This window comes from Simplicispira psychrophila DSM 11588 (assembly GCF_000688255.1).
Lineage (GTDB): Bacteria > Pseudomonadota > Gammaproteobacteria > Burkholderiales > Burkholderiaceae_C > Simplicispira > Simplicispira psychrophila.
Window position 1 is genome coordinate 13,437 of the sequence record NZ_JHYS01000013.1, and the last position, 14,225, is coordinate 27,661.

Below are 14,225 nucleotides of genomic sequence, written 5' to 3' on the forward strand. Positions count from 1 at the left end.
GGCTCTCGCTCAGGCGGTGCAGGAGCCGCCGTTGAGCGGCAGCACTTGGCCGCTCATCCAGCTGGCTTCGTTGGACACCAAGTACGTCACTGCGGCGCCCACGTCGTCCGCCGTGCCGGCGCGGCCGACGGCGGTGTTGCGTTTGGCGATGTCGTCGTAGCCAAAGTTGTTCATTGCGCCCAGCGACAGTGCGTTGGCCGTCACGCCTTGGCGACCGACTTCGTGCGCCAAGTGGCGCATAAAGCCCAGTGCCGCCGATTTAGCTGCGGCGTAGTTTGATAGGCCCATCGCCATGCCGTTGCGCCACGACTCGGAGGTGATGATGACGATACGGCCAAAGCCGCGCTCGCACATACCGTCCACCACCAGCCGCGTCAGGCCGAGGATGGCGCGCAGGTTCAGGTCGAGCTGGCGCTCAAAGTCCTCATCGCCCAAATCTTTGAAGGTGCGCAGCGAATTGGGCATGCCCGGTGGCACGCCGGCGTTGTTGACCAAGATGTCAATCTCGCCAAAAGTGCTGCACGCGGTGGCGACGATGGATTCGCGTACGTCGGGCAGCGTGATGTCGCCGGGCGCGGCGCAGGCTTTGAAGCCTTCGGCGACCAGCGCAGCGGCAGCACCTTCGGCGCGCTCGGGATAGTAGTCGTTGATGACCACGCTGGCGCCTTGGCGGCACAGCGCGCGTGCTGCGCCCAAGCCCATGCCTTGGCCGGCGCCGGTAATCAGCGCGACACGGCCGGTGAGGTTGAACAGCGGGGCGGTGGTGTTGGTGTTTTCGCTCATAAAAAGTCCTGCTTGTTTTTTAGCAAACGATGCTGCCGCCGTTGACCGGCAGCACTTGGCCGTTGACCCATTCAGCTTCGGGCGAGGCCAGATAAACGATGGCGGCGCCGACGTCTTGCGGCGAGCCGGCGCGCTTGACTGAGGCGGTCTTGCGGGCGATTTGCGCCGAGCCTTCCCAGTTGTTCATGGTGCCCAGCGACAGCGCATTGGCGGTCACGCCGTGGCGGCCGACTTCGCCCGACAGGTTGCGGATAAAGCCAATCGCCGCCGCTTTGGCCGCGCCATAAGCACACAGACCCATGCCAGTGGCGGTGCGTGCCGCGTCGGAGTTGACGGCGATGATGCGACCCCAGCCGCGCTCGATCATCGACGGCAGGATGGCTTGGCAGGCGTGCATCAGGCCGTGCAGGTTCAGCTGCAACCACGCATCCCACTCGGACGGCGGCGACTCCAGAAATGGCGTGTAGCCCCAGCCTTGCGCCGGGATGCCGGCGTTGTGCACAAACACGTCGATGCTGCCGTGGTCGGCCAGCAGGTGTTTGACCATGACAAACACCGCCTCGCGGTCGGTCATGTCGGCGGTGGCGCCAAAGGCTTTCAAGTCTTCGCTGCGCAGTGCTTCGGCACCGGCTTCAGCGCGGTCGGCAAAGAAGTCGTTGACGATGACGGTGGCGCCTTGGCGCGCCAGCATTTGCGCCACGCCAAAGCCCATGCCGCGTCCCGCGCCGCTGACCAGCGCTACTTTTCCATCCAAACGGAACATGTTTTTGTCTCCTGTTGTTTTATGTACGTTGTTCAGCCGTGGCTGATGTTGCTGGGGCCAAAAAAGGCACGCATCGCGGTGATGCGACCCGCGTCGTCAAAGCGCATCACGTCTATCGGCCGGATGGTGAGGCGCTGGCCGTCCATCACCAGCGCGACGCTGAAGGCAAACGCTGCCTCGTTGGCGACGGCGCGAACGGGGCCTTCCAGTACCACTTGCAGCTGCATTTGCAGCGAGGCGCTGTAGAAGCGGCGAATCTCCGCCAGGCCGCGCTGCGGCGTGGCGCCGACCGGGTCTTCGACGGTGGCGTCCTCGGCATACAGCGCGACGATGGCGTCGATGTCGCCGGCGTTCAGCGCGGCGATGTAGGCGCGCACGGCCGCTTGCATGTGCTCGGGCGTGGGCATGGCTTAGAACTGCGTTGGACGCGTAACAGCGTCAATGCCGCCATCGACATACAGCTGCGCGCCGTGGACAAAGCTGGCACCGGCGCCCATCAAAAAGGCGACCACCGAGGCCATCTCGCTCGGCTCGGCGCGGCGGCCCATCGGGGCGACAAAGTTTTTGATCGATTCGCTGAAGCGCTCGTCTTGCAGACCGGCTTGCAGCAGCGGGGTTTCGGTGGCGCCGGGGGCGACGGTGTTCAGGCGCACGCCGGCCTGGCCCCAGGTGGTGGCGCGCTGGCGCACCGCCACGGTGACGGCGTTTTTCGAGCCGGCATAGGCCAGGTTGCCGCCTTGCGCGCCAGCGGCCATGACGATGGCGTTGGCGGCGGCTTCGTCACCGGCGGTGCAGGCGGCGGCCATCGGGTTTTTCTCCCACGGCAGCATGGCCGAGGCGACCGACGAAATCACTACGGCGGACGGGTTGTCGCCCTTTTGCAGCGCGCCCAGCAGGCCGTCCAGCAGCGCAATGGTGCTGAAGTAGTTGACCGACAAAATCAGTGACGCTGGCTGCACCTGCGCGCCCAAACCGGCGCACAGCACCAAGCCATCCAAGCGGCCGCCGGTGCGCTCCAGCGTTTGCTCAATCACGGCCGCGCGCCCGGCGGCGGTGGACAGGTCGGCGTTGATGTCGGCGTTGCGCAGGTCAGCGCCAATCACGGTGTGTCCTGCGGCTTGCAGCGCTTGTACGGTGGCGGCGCCAATGCCGGAGGCCGAGCCGGTAACGAGGGTGGTGGGCATGGATTCAGTCCTTGAGGGGCAGGGGTAAACGGGGTGTGTAGGGAAAAGCTGAGCGCAGCTTGCCAGCAAGCCGCACCAGCGCACCACATGCAAACGGACGATGGCCGGGTGGCGTTTGGCTTTTTTGGCTGGCCCGTGATGCTATTGAATAAAGAGCTGCTGGCGCATGTATCTAAAGGGCTAGAGGCTTATTTCATATAAAAATGAAGCGCGCTGGTAGGTAGTGCTGGATCGGTGGTTTTTTAGTGTTTTTGGCCTCTGGCCCTTTAACAACATGCGCTAGCAGCTATCAATAAAGTAGTGATTGGGTGGCTTGCGTAGTCTTGTTGGACGATGAGACTGGGACTCTCTGTCTTTAGTCTTGTGGCACCCATCGATTGAAAAATTTCCACAGGAGCACAACCCATGAGACTGAAAGACAAAGTAGCGCTGGTGACTGGCGCCGGCCAAGGTATGGGCCGCGCGATTGCGCGCTGCTTCGCGCAAGAAGGCGCCACCGTGATTGCGCTGGACCTGAACCTTGAAGCCGCGCAAGCGTCGCTGGCCGGCTTGGGCGGCAACAGCATCGCGCGCAGCTTGGACGTCGGCAACAGCGCTGCCGTCGCCGTTTTGGTCGATGAAGTCGTCGCCACTTTTGGCCGGGTGGATGTGTTGGTGAACAACGCCGGCATTGGCTCGGTCGATGCCTTTGCCGATATTGCTGACGAAACCTGGGCGCGGGTGCTCAACGTCAACCTGAACGGCGCTTTTTACTGCGCTCGCCAAGCCGTGCGCGCCATGCTCAAGGCCGAGACGCGCGGCGTGGTCATCAACGTCGCCAGCACTGCGGCGGCCAGCGGTGATGGCCCGGCGCACTACTGCGCCTCCAAAGCCGCGCTGATGGGCCTGACGCGCAGCATGGCCAAAGAGCTGGCGTCCAAAGGCATCCGCGTCAACACGCTGGTGCCCGGCCCGACCAACACGCCAATGATGCAAAGCATCCCGCAAGAGTGGACCGACGCCATCATTGCCGGCGTGCCGATGGGCCGCATGGCCGAGCCGCAAGACATCGCCCGCGCGGCCTTGTTCTTGGCCAGCGACGACAGCGGCTTTGTCACCGGCCAGAACCTGGCAGTCAACGGCGGCAGCGCTTTCCTGTAATCCCTGCGTCCCTCAGTACCAATTTTCAAGGATTCCCATGACACAAAGATTGCAAGGCAAGGTTGCTTTGGTGACCGGCGCCGGTACCGGTATTGGTGCCGCCACCGCCCTTCGTTTCGCGCAAGAAGGCGCCACCGTGGTGCTGTGCGGCCGTCGCCAAGAGCCGCTTGATGCCGTGGTCGCGCAAATCAAAGCCGCCGGTGGCCAAGCTGAAGCGGTGTCGGTGGATGTCAGCGACGAAGCCGGCTTCACGGCGGCCATCAACGGCGCTGCCGCGCGCCACGGCCGCTTCGACGTGCTGGTCAACAACGCCATGGCCTACAGCTGGGGCTCGATTGAAGAAACCAGCACTGCCGATTGGCACAGCAACTTCAGCACCTCGGTGGACGGCACCTTTTGGGGTACGCGCGCGGCGATGAAGTTGATGAAGGCCGAAGGCGGCGCGATCATCAACGTCTCGTCGATTTGCGGTTTTTTGGGCACGGCGTATATGGCTGGCTATTCGGCTGCCAAGGCGGCCATCGTCAACTTCTCGCGCGCTGCGGCGGCGGAAGGTGCGCTGAGTGGCATCCGCGTCAACGTGGTGGTGCCAGCGGTGGTGGAAACACCCGCGACCGCCGGCATGTTGTCGGACGACACCGCACGCAAAAACACTGAAAAGCTGATTCCTATGGGCCGTGTCGGTCAGCCGGAAGACTTGGCCAATGCCATATTGTTCTTGGCCAGCAACGAGGCCAGCTACATCACCGGCGCGGTGCTGCCAGTGGACGGTGGCCGCTCGGCGGTATTGGTGACGGCACTGTGAGCAACGCTGCCACTCCGGCTTGGCCGGCGAACCTGGAGGAGCGCATCGACCGGCTTGAATCCATCGACGCGATTCGCCAACTGGCCGGTAAGTATTCGCTGTCGCTGGACATGCGCGACATGGATGCGCACGTTAACCTGTTTGCACCCGACATCCGCGTCGGTCGCGACAAGGTCGGTCGCGCGCACTTCAAGGCGTGGCAGACCGATACGCTGCGCGAGCAGTTCACCGGTACCTCGCACCATTTGGGTCAGCACCTCATCGAATTTGTCGATGCCGACCACGCCACCGGCGTCGTCTATTCTAAGAACGAGCACGAGTGCGGCGCCGAGTGGGTGATCATGCAAATGCTGTATTGGGACGACTACGAGCGCATTGACGGGCAGTGGTGTTTCCGCCGCCGCCTGCCGTGCTACTGGTACGCCACCGACCTGAACAAGCCGCCGATTGGCGACATGAAAATGCGTTGGCCCGGCCGCCAGCCGTACAACGGCACCTTCCACGAGCTGTTTCCGAGCTGGAAAGAGTTTTGGGCGGAGCGCCCGGATAAAGACACGTTGCCCGAAGTGGCTACCCCGGCGCCACTGGAGCAATTTTTAGCGACGATGCGGCGCGGCACCCCCGCGCCCAAGATGAGGGTGCGCTGACATGAAGCAACTGTTTGAACCGCTGCAACTGGGCGACTTGCGCCTGGCCAACCGCATCGTGATGGCGCCAATGACGCGCAACCGCGCGGGCGCCGATGGCGTACCGACCGATGTGATGGTCGAGCACTACGGCCAGCGCGGCGATGCCGGCTTGATCGTCGCCGAGGGCACCTGGCCCAGCGCCGTCGGCCAGTCCTACTGTCGCCAACCCGGCATTGCCACGCCAGCGCAAATTGCCGGCTGGAAGCGCGTCACCGATGCGGTACACGCACGCGGCGGGCTGATCGTGCTGCAAATCATGCACGGCGGGCGCATTGGCAGCCGGCATATCAAGGCCGAGGGCGTGGAGACCGTGGCGCCGAGCGCGTTGCAGGCCGCTGGCGAAATCGTCACCGACATCGCCGGTATGCAGCCCTATGACACGCCGCGTGCGCTCAGCACTGAAGGCGTCCGCGCCATCGTGCAAGAGCACGCGCAGGCGGCGCGCAATGCGCGCGAAGCCGGCTTTGACGGCGTTGAGCTGCACGGCACCAGCGGCTACCTGCCGATGCAGTTCCTCAGTTCGGGCAGCAACCAGCGCACAGACGAATACGGCGGAACGGCCGCCCACCGCGCGCGCTTTGCCTTTGAGTGCCTGCGCGAAATGGCCGCCGCCATTGGCGCCGGTCGTGTGGGTTTGCGCCTGAATCCGGGCAACACCTACAACGACACCCGCGATGAAGATTCCGCCGCTACGCACGCCGAGCTGATGCGCCAGGCCGCGACGCTGAACCTGGCTTATCTGCATGTGATGCGTGCGCCGACGCCCGAGCTGGATGCCTTTGCGCTGGCGCGAGCGCAGTTTGGCGAGCGGCTGATTCTGAACGACGGTTTTGGTCCGGACAACGCGGCAGCCGCCTTGCAGGACTATGCGGGCGCCGCGCTGTCGTTTGCGCGCCATTTCATCGGTAACCCCGATCTGGTGGAGCGGTTGCGCGCCGGCCAGCCGCTGGCACGCTTTGACCGCAAGACGCTGTATACGCCGGGTGCCGCCGGCTACACCAGCTACGAATGCTATAGCGCGGCTGCCCTCACCGCCTGACGCAAGACGGCTGGCGCCGGCGCTCGGGTTGGCTTTTTGGCTGCATTCCTTTTCCTTGCTAGACCAAGACGGCCCGATGGAAAAGAGCTTTACCGCTAAGAGTAGGAGTTGCCCGACGGGATAACGTGGTATTGGCTGGCAGTGCCGCTGCGCATGGCGGTTGAAGCTAGGATTTTTCTTCACGGAGCCATCCTCATGAAACTCAGTCATTTGGCCGCCGCAGCCTTCAGCGTCGCTTTTATTGCAACCGCGCATGCCCAAGCCAGCAAGAAGGATCAGGAGTTCCTCACCCAGGCCGCAGCAGGCGGGCTTTACGAAGTGGAGGCGGGGAAACTTGCACAGGGAAAGGCCTCCTCGGACAGGGTGAAATCCTTTGGCAGCATCCTGGTGAAAGACCATGAAATTGCCAACGATGAACTCAAGCAGCTGGCGAGGAGCAAGGAGGTGTCTCTTCCGACGGCCATCCCTGCCGATAAGCAGTTGCGACTGGATGAGCTTGTCATAGCAAAGAATTTCGACAGAGAATTCCTGCAAGAAGTCGGATTGGACGACCACACGAGCGATATTTCACTCTTTGAAAAAGCCAGCAGAGACTCGGACGACAGCGCAGTCCAGGCATTCGCCCGCAAAAATTTGCCGATGCTGAAGGCGCACAGGAAGCAGGCGGAAAGTTTGCAAAATTCATTAGGAAAATAACGGCGGCCACTCTGCTGCCCTGTCCGCTCCTTGCAGAGGCGGCACTGACTGACGGTAGGTGAGTGGTGCTGCTGCAAATTTCACCAGAGGTGCCGAGACGGACTAACTCAAGCGTGCTTCATAGAGGTCCCCGGCATATGCACGCAGTTGTTTGTTCGTTCAGCGTCAGCGGCTCACTGCCCCTTGGCCTTGATCCCGCCGTGGTTGAACCAGCCTGGCGTAAGGGATGGGTGCGCACCCCACGGAAATCACCAAAACACGCAGGCCGGTCACGCCAACGGATAGTGCCGCGCTAACGAAAGAGCGCCGCCTCTCCACGAACAGCCGGTTGTCTCGCTCAGTCGTTCCAGACGGTCCTGCCTGGCCGGGTAACAAGGTCTTGATGCGCTGCCAATGCGCATCGGGCAGGGCCTATTTTTGGGGCCGGTTTTGCTGTGCTTTTCGTTAGTCTCAACGGACGATGCTGGTGCCGGGTCGGCTGACCAGAATCAGTCCATCGACTTGATGCGTGCAAAACCAGGAGAAGCGTGAATGATGAATATCAGCGGTCTGGCCTATGTGGTGGCTGAAACCACCGACCTGGCCAAATGGAAGGGTTATGCCGAAGGCGTGCTGGGCATGATGACAGCGCCTGCACCCGATGGAGGTCTGTATGTGCGCATGGACGAGCGGCAGTTCCGCTTTGCCGTGCAGCCCGGCGCGCGTGATGCCTACGTGGTATCGGGTTGGGAGGTGACCGGCCGCGCCGACTTTGACGCTGCACTGGTGGTGCTCAAAGACGCTGGCGTCGCGGTCGAGATGGGCGACCCCGCCCACTGCCGGCTGCGCTGCGTGCAGCAAGTGGCCGCTTTCAGCGACCCGTCGGGTAACCGCCACGAGCTGGTCTGGGGCTTTCGCTCGGACTTTGCGCACTTTGCCTCGCCGACCGGCGTGTCGCGCTTTGTCACCGGCAACATCGGCATGGGCCACACCGTGCTGCCCACCACCGACTTTGCCAAGACGGTCGAATTTGCGACCCAGGTGATGGGTTTTGGTCTGTCCGATATCTACAACTTCCAGCCCGCCGGCCCCGATGGCCCGACGCTGCCAATCCATTTCTTTCACTGCAACAACGGCCGCCACCACAGCTTGGCGCTGGCCGGTTTTCCGGTCGAGAGCGGCTGCGTGCACGTCATGGTCGAGGTCGAGAACATGCCCGAAGTGGGCCGTGCGCTGGACCGCATGGCCGCGCACCAGGTGCCGCAAACCGCCACGCTGGGCCAGCACACCAACGACAAGATGATTTCTTTCTATATGCGCACGCCGTCGAACTTCGACATCGAGTACGGCTACGGCGGTGCGGTGGTCGATTGGCAAGAGCACATCGTCCACGAATTTACCCGCGTGAGCCTGTGGGGTCACGATTTCAGCATCGGGCAGCGCAGTGCTGCCGCTGCTTGACCAGGAGAGCAAGAGAGCTATGGCCAACAAAAATATGACTGCCGCGCAAGCGGTGGCGCAAATCAAAGACGGCATGACCGTCGGCATCGGCGGCTGGGGCCCTCGGCGCAAACCGATGGCGCTGATCCGCGAGATTCTGCGCAGCCCCGTGAAAGACCTGACGGTGGTGGCTTATGGCGGTGCCGATGTTGGCATGTTGTGCGTCGCCGGCAAGGTAAAAAAGCTGATTTTTGCTTTCGTCACGCTGGACTTCATTCCGCTGGAACCCTACTTTCGCCAGGCGCGCCAGAGCGGCGGTATGGACATCATGGAAATCGACGAAGGAATGATGCTGCTCGGTTTGCGCGCCGCTGCCATGCGCGTGCCCTTCATCCCTTCGCGCTTGGGCTTGGGCACCGACGTGCTCAAGCGCAGCCCGAACATCAAGCTGGTCGATTCGCCCTACGACGAGCGCCAGTGGGTGGCCATGCCGGCGCTGAATCTGGATGTGGCGCTGGTGCATGTGGACCGCGCTGACGCGCGCGGTGTCTGCCAGGTCGATGGCCCGGACATCTACATGGACGAGCTCTTTGTGCGCGCGGCCAAACAAAGCTTTGTCAGCTGCGACGAGCTGGTCGATAGCAGCTACTTTGAAGGCCGCGACGCCTCGCGCCAGGTGTTCTGGGAGCGCGCCCACACCACCGGCGTGGTGCATGTGCCAGCCGGCGCCCACCCGAGTTCGTGCGCGCCGCTGTATGGCTTTGATGTCAAGCACTTCAAGGAATACGCCGCCAGCGCCAAGGAAGAGGGCGGCTGGCAGAAATATGCCGCGCGCTATGTGCATTGCACCCACGCCGAGTATTTGGAGCGTATCGGTGGTCTCGAAGCGGTGCACCAGTTGCCGCTGCCAGTGTTTTGACGACGGGAGAGCGTGTCATGAGTGAATTTTCTTTGGTAGACCGCATCATCTGCGCTGCATCCGATGCGTGGATTAACGATGGCGAAGTGTTGGCGACCGGCATTGGCATCGTGCCGCGCCTGGCGGCATCGATGAGCATGTTGTCCAGCAATACCGATCTGATGATGACCGACTCCGAGGCCTGGTTGGTCAGCGAGCCGGTGCCGATCGGCCCGCGCAATGGCTATCAAATCAAGCGCGAAGGCTGGATGGGTTTTACCCGCATCTTTGACAACGTCTGGAGCGGCAAGCGCCACGCCATGGTGGGGCCAACGCAAGTCGACCGCTTTGGTCAGGCCAACATCTCGATGATTGGCAGCGACTACGACAAACCCAAGTCGATGATGCTGGGTGTGCGCGGTTTTCCGGGCAACTCGATCAGCCACGCCAACTCGTTCTTTGTGCCGAACCACAGCACCAAGGTGTTTGTGGCGGGCGAGGTCGATATGGTGGCTTCGGTGGGCTACAACCCAGCGCGTTTGGCGCGGGGCTGGAGCTTGGACGATATTGATGTGCGCCTGATTTTTACCAATCTGGCAGTCATCGACTTTGGCGGCCCGAACCACCAAGCCCAACTGCGCTCGGTACACCCCGGTGTGACCGCTGCGCAGGTGCAAGAGGCCACCGGCTTTGAGCTGCACATGCCCGCCAGCGTGCCTGAAACCGCTGCACCCACCGCCGCGCAACTGGCGCTGCTGGCGCGGCTCGACCCCCACAACCTGCGCGCCTCGGTGCTGAACTGAGTTCTCCCCATGAGCCACAACGACCCGGGTGACCACTTTGTGCAGCGCGAGGACGCATCGGTTTACGAGACCGACGCGCCGGTGCTGTACCAGGCCGTGGACGGCATCGCCACCCTGACCATGAACCGCCCAGACTTCAACAACGCGCAGAACTCGCAGATGACCTACGCGTTGGATGCCTGCTTTCGCCGCGCGGTCGATGACGACAACGTCAAGGTGATCGTGCTGCGCGGCGTCGGCAAGCACTTCAGTGCCGGCCATGACATTGGCACGCCGGGTCGTGACATCAATAAATCTTTTGAGCGCGAGAGCCTGTGGTGGGATCACACCAACAAGCCCGGCGCCGAACAAATGTTTTCGCGCGAGCAAGAGGTTTACCTCGGCATGTGCCGGCGCTGGCACGACCTCCCCAAGCCGACGATTGCCATGGTGCAGGGTGGCTGCATTGCCGGCGGCCTGATGCTGGCCTGGGTGTGCGATCTGATCGTTGCCAGCGACGATGCCTTTTTTCAGGATCCGGTGGTGCGCATGGGCATTCCGGGGGTGGAGTATTTCGCCCATGTGCACGAATTGAATCCGCGCATTGCCAAAGAATTTCTGTTCTTGGGCGAGCGCATGAAAGCCGACCGCGCCTACATGATGGGCATGGTCAACCGCGTGGTGCCGCGTGATGAACTTGAAGCGCAGACCTACGACATCGCCGCCCGCATCGCCAAGCAGCCGCGCCTGGGTTTGGCGCTGACCAAGACGGTGATCAACCGCGTCGAAGAGCTGCAAGGCCTGCGCTCGACCATGGACATGGCTTTTGGTTACCACCACTTTGCCCACGCGCACAGCCAGGTGCTGGGCGCCGGCCACCTGGGCGGGCACGACGCCAAGTCGATGGTGCAAGCCAACAAAAAGGACAGCGCATGAGCACCGCCACCCATTCTTCTGCGCACGATTTGCGCACCCCCCTGTGCGACCTGCTGGGCTGCCGCTACCCCATCGTGCAGACGGCGATGGGCTGGGTCGCCGGCTCGTCGCTGGTGGCAGCCACCACCAACGCTGGCGGCTTTGGTTTTCTGGCCGGTGCCACCATTGCCGCCGACCGCGTGGAGAGTGAAATCGTCCGCGTGCGCGAGCTGACCGGTGACCAGCCGTTTGGCCTGAACTTTCACATGTTCCAGCCCAATGCCCAGCAGCTGCTGGACTTGGCGGTGAAGCACAAGCTGCGCGCCGTCAGCTATGGCCGTGGGCCGGACAAGAAGGTGATTGGCCGCCTGCGCGATGCCGGCATCGTCTGTATGCCGACGGTGGGCGCGCTCAAGCACGCACAAAAAGCCATCGAGATGGGCGCCAACGCCATCACTATCCAGGGCGGCGAGGGCGGCGGTCATACCGGCTCAGTGCCGACCACGGTGCTGCTGCCGCAGGTGGTCGATGCGGTGCAGGTGCCGGTGGTCGCCGCCGGTGGTTTTTACGACGGGCGCGGCTTGCTGGCGGCGCTGGCCTTTGGCGCGCAGGGCATTGCCATGGGCACGCGCTTTTTGATGACCAGCGACTCGGGCGTGCCCGAGGTGACGCTGAAACGCTACCTGGCGACGCGCGACGCCGAAAAAATCCAGATTTCGTACCTAGTGGACGGTATGCCGCAGCGCATGATTCCCAACGAATACCTGGCCATGCTGGAGAAGGCTTCGCCCTTTAAGCGCCTGCGCATCGCCGTGAAGCTGGCCTTGCAGTGGAAGGCGCAGACCGGCATGACCTCCAGCCACGCGCTGGGCGTGCTGTGGCAGGGCCTGCGCGAAGACCCCGGCAGCGCCGCGCAGACGGTGATGGCCGCTAATGCGCCGATGCTGTTGCAGCGCTCGATGGTCGACGGAAAGCCCGCCGAGGGCGTGATGTCCGCCGGCCAGGTGGCGGCGCTGATTGGCCAGCTTGACTCCTGCGAGCAGGTGATCTCGGGCATCGTCGACCAGGCCTGCGCGCGCTGCGCCGCACTGAATGCAATGACCACCGCGCCGCTGGCCCTGCCGGCCGCGCAAGCCGCCTGACCACACCCGAAGACCCAACTGGTAACGCAAGCATGAACTCACAATTTTCTTCCCAGGTGCACGACAACGGCGTGGCCGAAGTGGCGCTGAACCGCCCGCCGGTCAATGCCCTCAACGCCGCCGGCTGGAACGGCTTGGCCGCTGAAATTCACGCGCTGGGCGAGCGCCCCGAAGTGCGCGTCATCGTCGTGCGTGCCGAAGGCCGGGGCTTTTGCGCCGGTGTCGATATCAAAGAGCTGGCCAGCAACGACAAGCTGATTTTGGACGTCAATGCCGGCAACTACGCCACCTTCAAGGCGGTGCACTTGAATAAGGTGCCGGTGATTGCCGCCGTGCAGGGCTTTGTGCTGGGCGGCGGCATTGGCATTTGCGGCGCCGCCGACATCGTGATTGCCGCCGACGATGCCACCTTCGGCCTGCCCGAAGTCGATCGTGGTGCCATGGGCGGCGCAGCGCACTTGCAGCGCATGTTTGGCGTGCAAAAGACGCGCTACCTGTTCTTTACCGGCGACATGATCGGCGCGCCCGAAGCGCTGCGCCTGGGTGCCATCGAACGCGTGGTGCCACGCGAGCAGCTGCGTGACGTGGCGCTGGAGATCGCCGGCAAGATTGCCGCCAAGAGTCCCACCATGATCCGCATCGCCAAGGAGGCGCTGACCGGCATCGAGGACGGCGACCTGGAAGCCAAATACCGCTGGGAGCAAGGGTTTACCCTGCAGGCTTATATGAGCCCGGACTCTGGCGAAACCCGCAGCGCTTTTGTCGAAAAGCGCGACGCCAAGTTCTGAACCCGAGGACACCCCCATGGACTTGAATTACACCCCTGCGCAACAGGCTTTCCGGGTCGAAGTGCGCGACTGGCTGCACAGCCATGTGCCGAGCGAAAAATTTGCCAGCTACGACACGCGCGAAGGCTTTGAGCAGCACCGCCGCTGGGAAGCCGTGCTGGCCGAAGGCGGCTGGAGCAGCGTCACCTGGCCCAAGGATTTAGGTGGGCGCGGCTGCGACCTGATCGACTGGCTGATTTTTGAAGAAGAGTACGCCGCAGCGAATGCGCCGTTTCGCGTCAACCAGAACGGCATCTTGCTGCTCGGCCCGACGCTGATGGAGTTTGGTACGCCCGAACAAAAAGCCAGGTTCCTGCCGCGCATGGCGCGCTGTGACGACATGTGGGCGCAGGGCTGGAGCGAGCCGAACGCCGGCTCGGACATGGCCGCCATCAGCAGCCGCGCCATCCGCGACGGCGACCACTACGTGCTGACGGGCCAAAAAACCTGGTCCACCCGCGCGCTGTTTGCCAACTGGCTGTTTGGCCTGTTTCGCAGCGACCCCAACTCCAGCCGCCACCATGGCCTGAGCTACATGCTGGTGCCGCTCGATACCCCCGGCATCACCATCCGCCCGATCCAGGCGCTGAACGGCAAGCAGGCGTTTGCCGAGGTCTTCTTTGACGATGTGCGCGTGCCGGTGGAGAACCTGCTGGGCGACGAAGGCCAGGGCTGGAACGTGGCCATGGCCACCGCCGGCTTTGAGCGCGGCTTGCTGCTGCGCTCGCCGGCGCGCTACCAGCGCACGGCACAAAAACTGCTGGCGCTGTACCGCAAGCACCAGGCCAGCGCCGACCGCGACCCGTCGATCCGCGAAGCGGTAGTGCGCGCCTGGATGGGCGCCGAGGCCTACAACCTGGCCTCGTACCACACGGTCAGCCGGGTGCAACACGGCGCGCGCATTGGCGCCGAGGCCAGCACCAACAAGATTTTCTGGTCGGAGCTGGACTTGGACATGCACGAGACCGCCATGCGCATCCTGGGTCCGCGCGCCGAACTGTGCGACGACCCCGAGACGCACGACTGGCTCGAAGGATTCCTGTTTGCCCAGGCCGGCTCGATCTACGCTGGCAGCAACGAGATCCAGCGCAACATCATTGCCGAGCGGATGCTCGGTTTGCCCAAGTACTGAACGAGGCCGAC

Annotated in this window: 16 protein-coding genes; 12 read left to right on the plus strand and 4 right to left on the minus strand. The window is 63.2% G+C overall.

All coding sequences use genetic code 11. The features are described 5' to 3' along the window. Positions 1 to 9 precede the first annotated feature (9 nt). The 4 genes from Q390_RS0112790 to Q390_RS0112805 are packed head-to-tail and all read right to left on the minus strand — an operon-like array spanning position 10 to position 2,730. Positions 10 to 783, minus strand: a complete 774-nt coding sequence (locus tag Q390_RS0112790) for an SDR family NAD(P)-dependent oxidoreductase (protein ID WP_051603229.1) — start codon at positions 781 to 783, stop codon at positions 10 to 12. A 19-nt stretch (positions 784 to 802) separates the two neighbouring features. Then, positions 803 to 1,546 (minus strand): SDR family NAD(P)-dependent oxidoreductase, encoded by a 744-nt coding sequence (locus tag Q390_RS0112795; protein WP_027996421.1) that lies wholly within the window; start codon positions 1,544 to 1,546, stop codon positions 803 to 805. A gap of 32 nt (positions 1,547 to 1,578) precedes the next feature. After that, complete coding sequence (locus Q390_RS0112800; RefSeq protein WP_027996422.1) at positions 1,579 to 1,953, minus strand: steroid Delta-isomerase; 375 nt, start codon at positions 1,951 to 1,953, stop codon at positions 1,579 to 1,581. Positions 1,954 to 1,956: 3 nt separating this feature from the next. Next, positions 1,957 to 2,730 carry an SDR family oxidoreductase gene (locus tag Q390_RS0112805; RefSeq protein ID WP_027996423.1) on the minus strand — a complete coding sequence of 258 codons (774 nt, stop codon included), beginning with the start codon at positions 2,728 to 2,730 and terminating at the stop codon, positions 1,957 to 1,959. Between the two features lie 405 nt (positions 2,731 to 3,135). Between Q390_RS0112805 and Q390_RS0112815 the strand changes: the two genes are divergently transcribed. The 12 genes from Q390_RS0112815 (at position 3,136) to Q390_RS0112870 (ending at position 14,214) form a co-directional block, all read left to right on the plus strand. Continuing rightward, positions 3,136 to 3,870: an SDR family NAD(P)-dependent oxidoreductase gene (locus tag Q390_RS0112815; protein ID WP_027996424.1), complete on the plus strand. Its 735-nt coding sequence runs from the start codon at positions 3,136 to 3,138 to the stop codon at positions 3,868 to 3,870. A gap of 37 nt (positions 3,871 to 3,907) precedes the next feature. Beyond that, positions 3,908 to 4,675, plus strand: coding sequence for an SDR family NAD(P)-dependent oxidoreductase (locus Q390_RS0112820; RefSeq protein WP_027996425.1), 768 nt, complete (start codon positions 3,908 to 3,910; stop codon positions 4,673 to 4,675). Further along, positions 4,672 to 5,322 carry a nuclear transport factor 2 family protein gene (locus Q390_RS0112825; protein WP_037472969.1) on the plus strand — a complete coding sequence of 217 codons (651 nt, stop codon included), beginning with the start codon at positions 4,672 to 4,674 and terminating at the stop codon, positions 5,320 to 5,322. Before Q390_RS0112820 ends, Q390_RS0112825 begins: the two co-directional genes overlap by 4 nt. Before the next feature lies 1 nt (position 5,323). Further along, complete coding sequence (locus tag Q390_RS0112830; RefSeq protein WP_027996427.1) at positions 5,324 to 6,403, plus strand: alkene reductase; 1,080 nt, start codon at positions 5,324 to 5,326, stop codon at positions 6,401 to 6,403. A gap of 108 nt (positions 6,404 to 6,511) precedes the next feature. Then, positions 6,512 to 7,099 carry a DUF4142 domain-containing protein gene (locus tag Q390_RS0112835; protein WP_245606917.1) on the plus strand — a complete coding sequence of 196 codons (588 nt, stop codon included), beginning with the start codon at positions 6,512 to 6,514 and terminating at the stop codon, positions 7,097 to 7,099. Positions 7,100 to 7,630: 531 nt separating this feature from the next. Then, complete coding sequence (locus tag Q390_RS0112840) at positions 7,631 to 8,539, plus strand: VOC family protein (RefSeq protein ID WP_027996429.1); 909 nt, start codon at positions 7,631 to 7,633, stop codon at positions 8,537 to 8,539. Between the two features lie 19 nt (positions 8,540 to 8,558). Next, positions 8,559 to 9,437 carry a CoA transferase subunit A gene (locus Q390_RS0112845; RefSeq protein ID WP_027996430.1) on the plus strand — a complete coding sequence of 293 codons (879 nt, stop codon included), beginning with the start codon at positions 8,559 to 8,561 and terminating at the stop codon, positions 9,435 to 9,437. A 17-nt stretch (positions 9,438 to 9,454) separates the two neighbouring features. After that, positions 9,455 to 10,219 (plus strand): CoA-transferase subunit beta, encoded by a 765-nt coding sequence (locus Q390_RS0112850; RefSeq protein WP_027996431.1) that lies wholly within the window; start codon positions 9,455 to 9,457, stop codon positions 10,217 to 10,219. Positions 10,220 to 10,228: 9 nt separating this feature from the next. Further along, positions 10,229 to 11,134, plus strand: coding sequence for an enoyl-CoA hydratase (locus Q390_RS0112855; RefSeq protein ID WP_027996432.1), 906 nt, complete (start codon positions 10,229 to 10,231; stop codon positions 11,132 to 11,134). After that, on the plus strand, positions 11,131 to 12,255 hold the full coding sequence (locus tag Q390_RS0112860; RefSeq protein ID WP_027996433.1) for an NAD(P)H-dependent flavin oxidoreductase: 1,125 nt from the start codon (positions 11,131 to 11,133) through the stop codon (positions 12,253 to 12,255). Before Q390_RS0112855 ends, Q390_RS0112860 begins: the two co-directional genes overlap by 4 nt. A gap of 32 nt (positions 12,256 to 12,287) precedes the next feature. Continuing rightward, positions 12,288 to 13,043, plus strand: a complete 756-nt coding sequence (locus tag Q390_RS0112865) for an enoyl-CoA hydratase family protein (protein ID WP_027996434.1) — start codon at positions 12,288 to 12,290, stop codon at positions 13,041 to 13,043. 16 nt (positions 13,044 to 13,059) lie between these two features. Beyond that, positions 13,060 to 14,214 (plus strand): acyl-CoA dehydrogenase family protein, encoded by a 1,155-nt coding sequence (locus Q390_RS0112870; protein WP_027996435.1) that lies wholly within the window; start codon positions 13,060 to 13,062, stop codon positions 14,212 to 14,214. Positions 14,215 to 14,225: the final 11 nt, after the last annotated feature.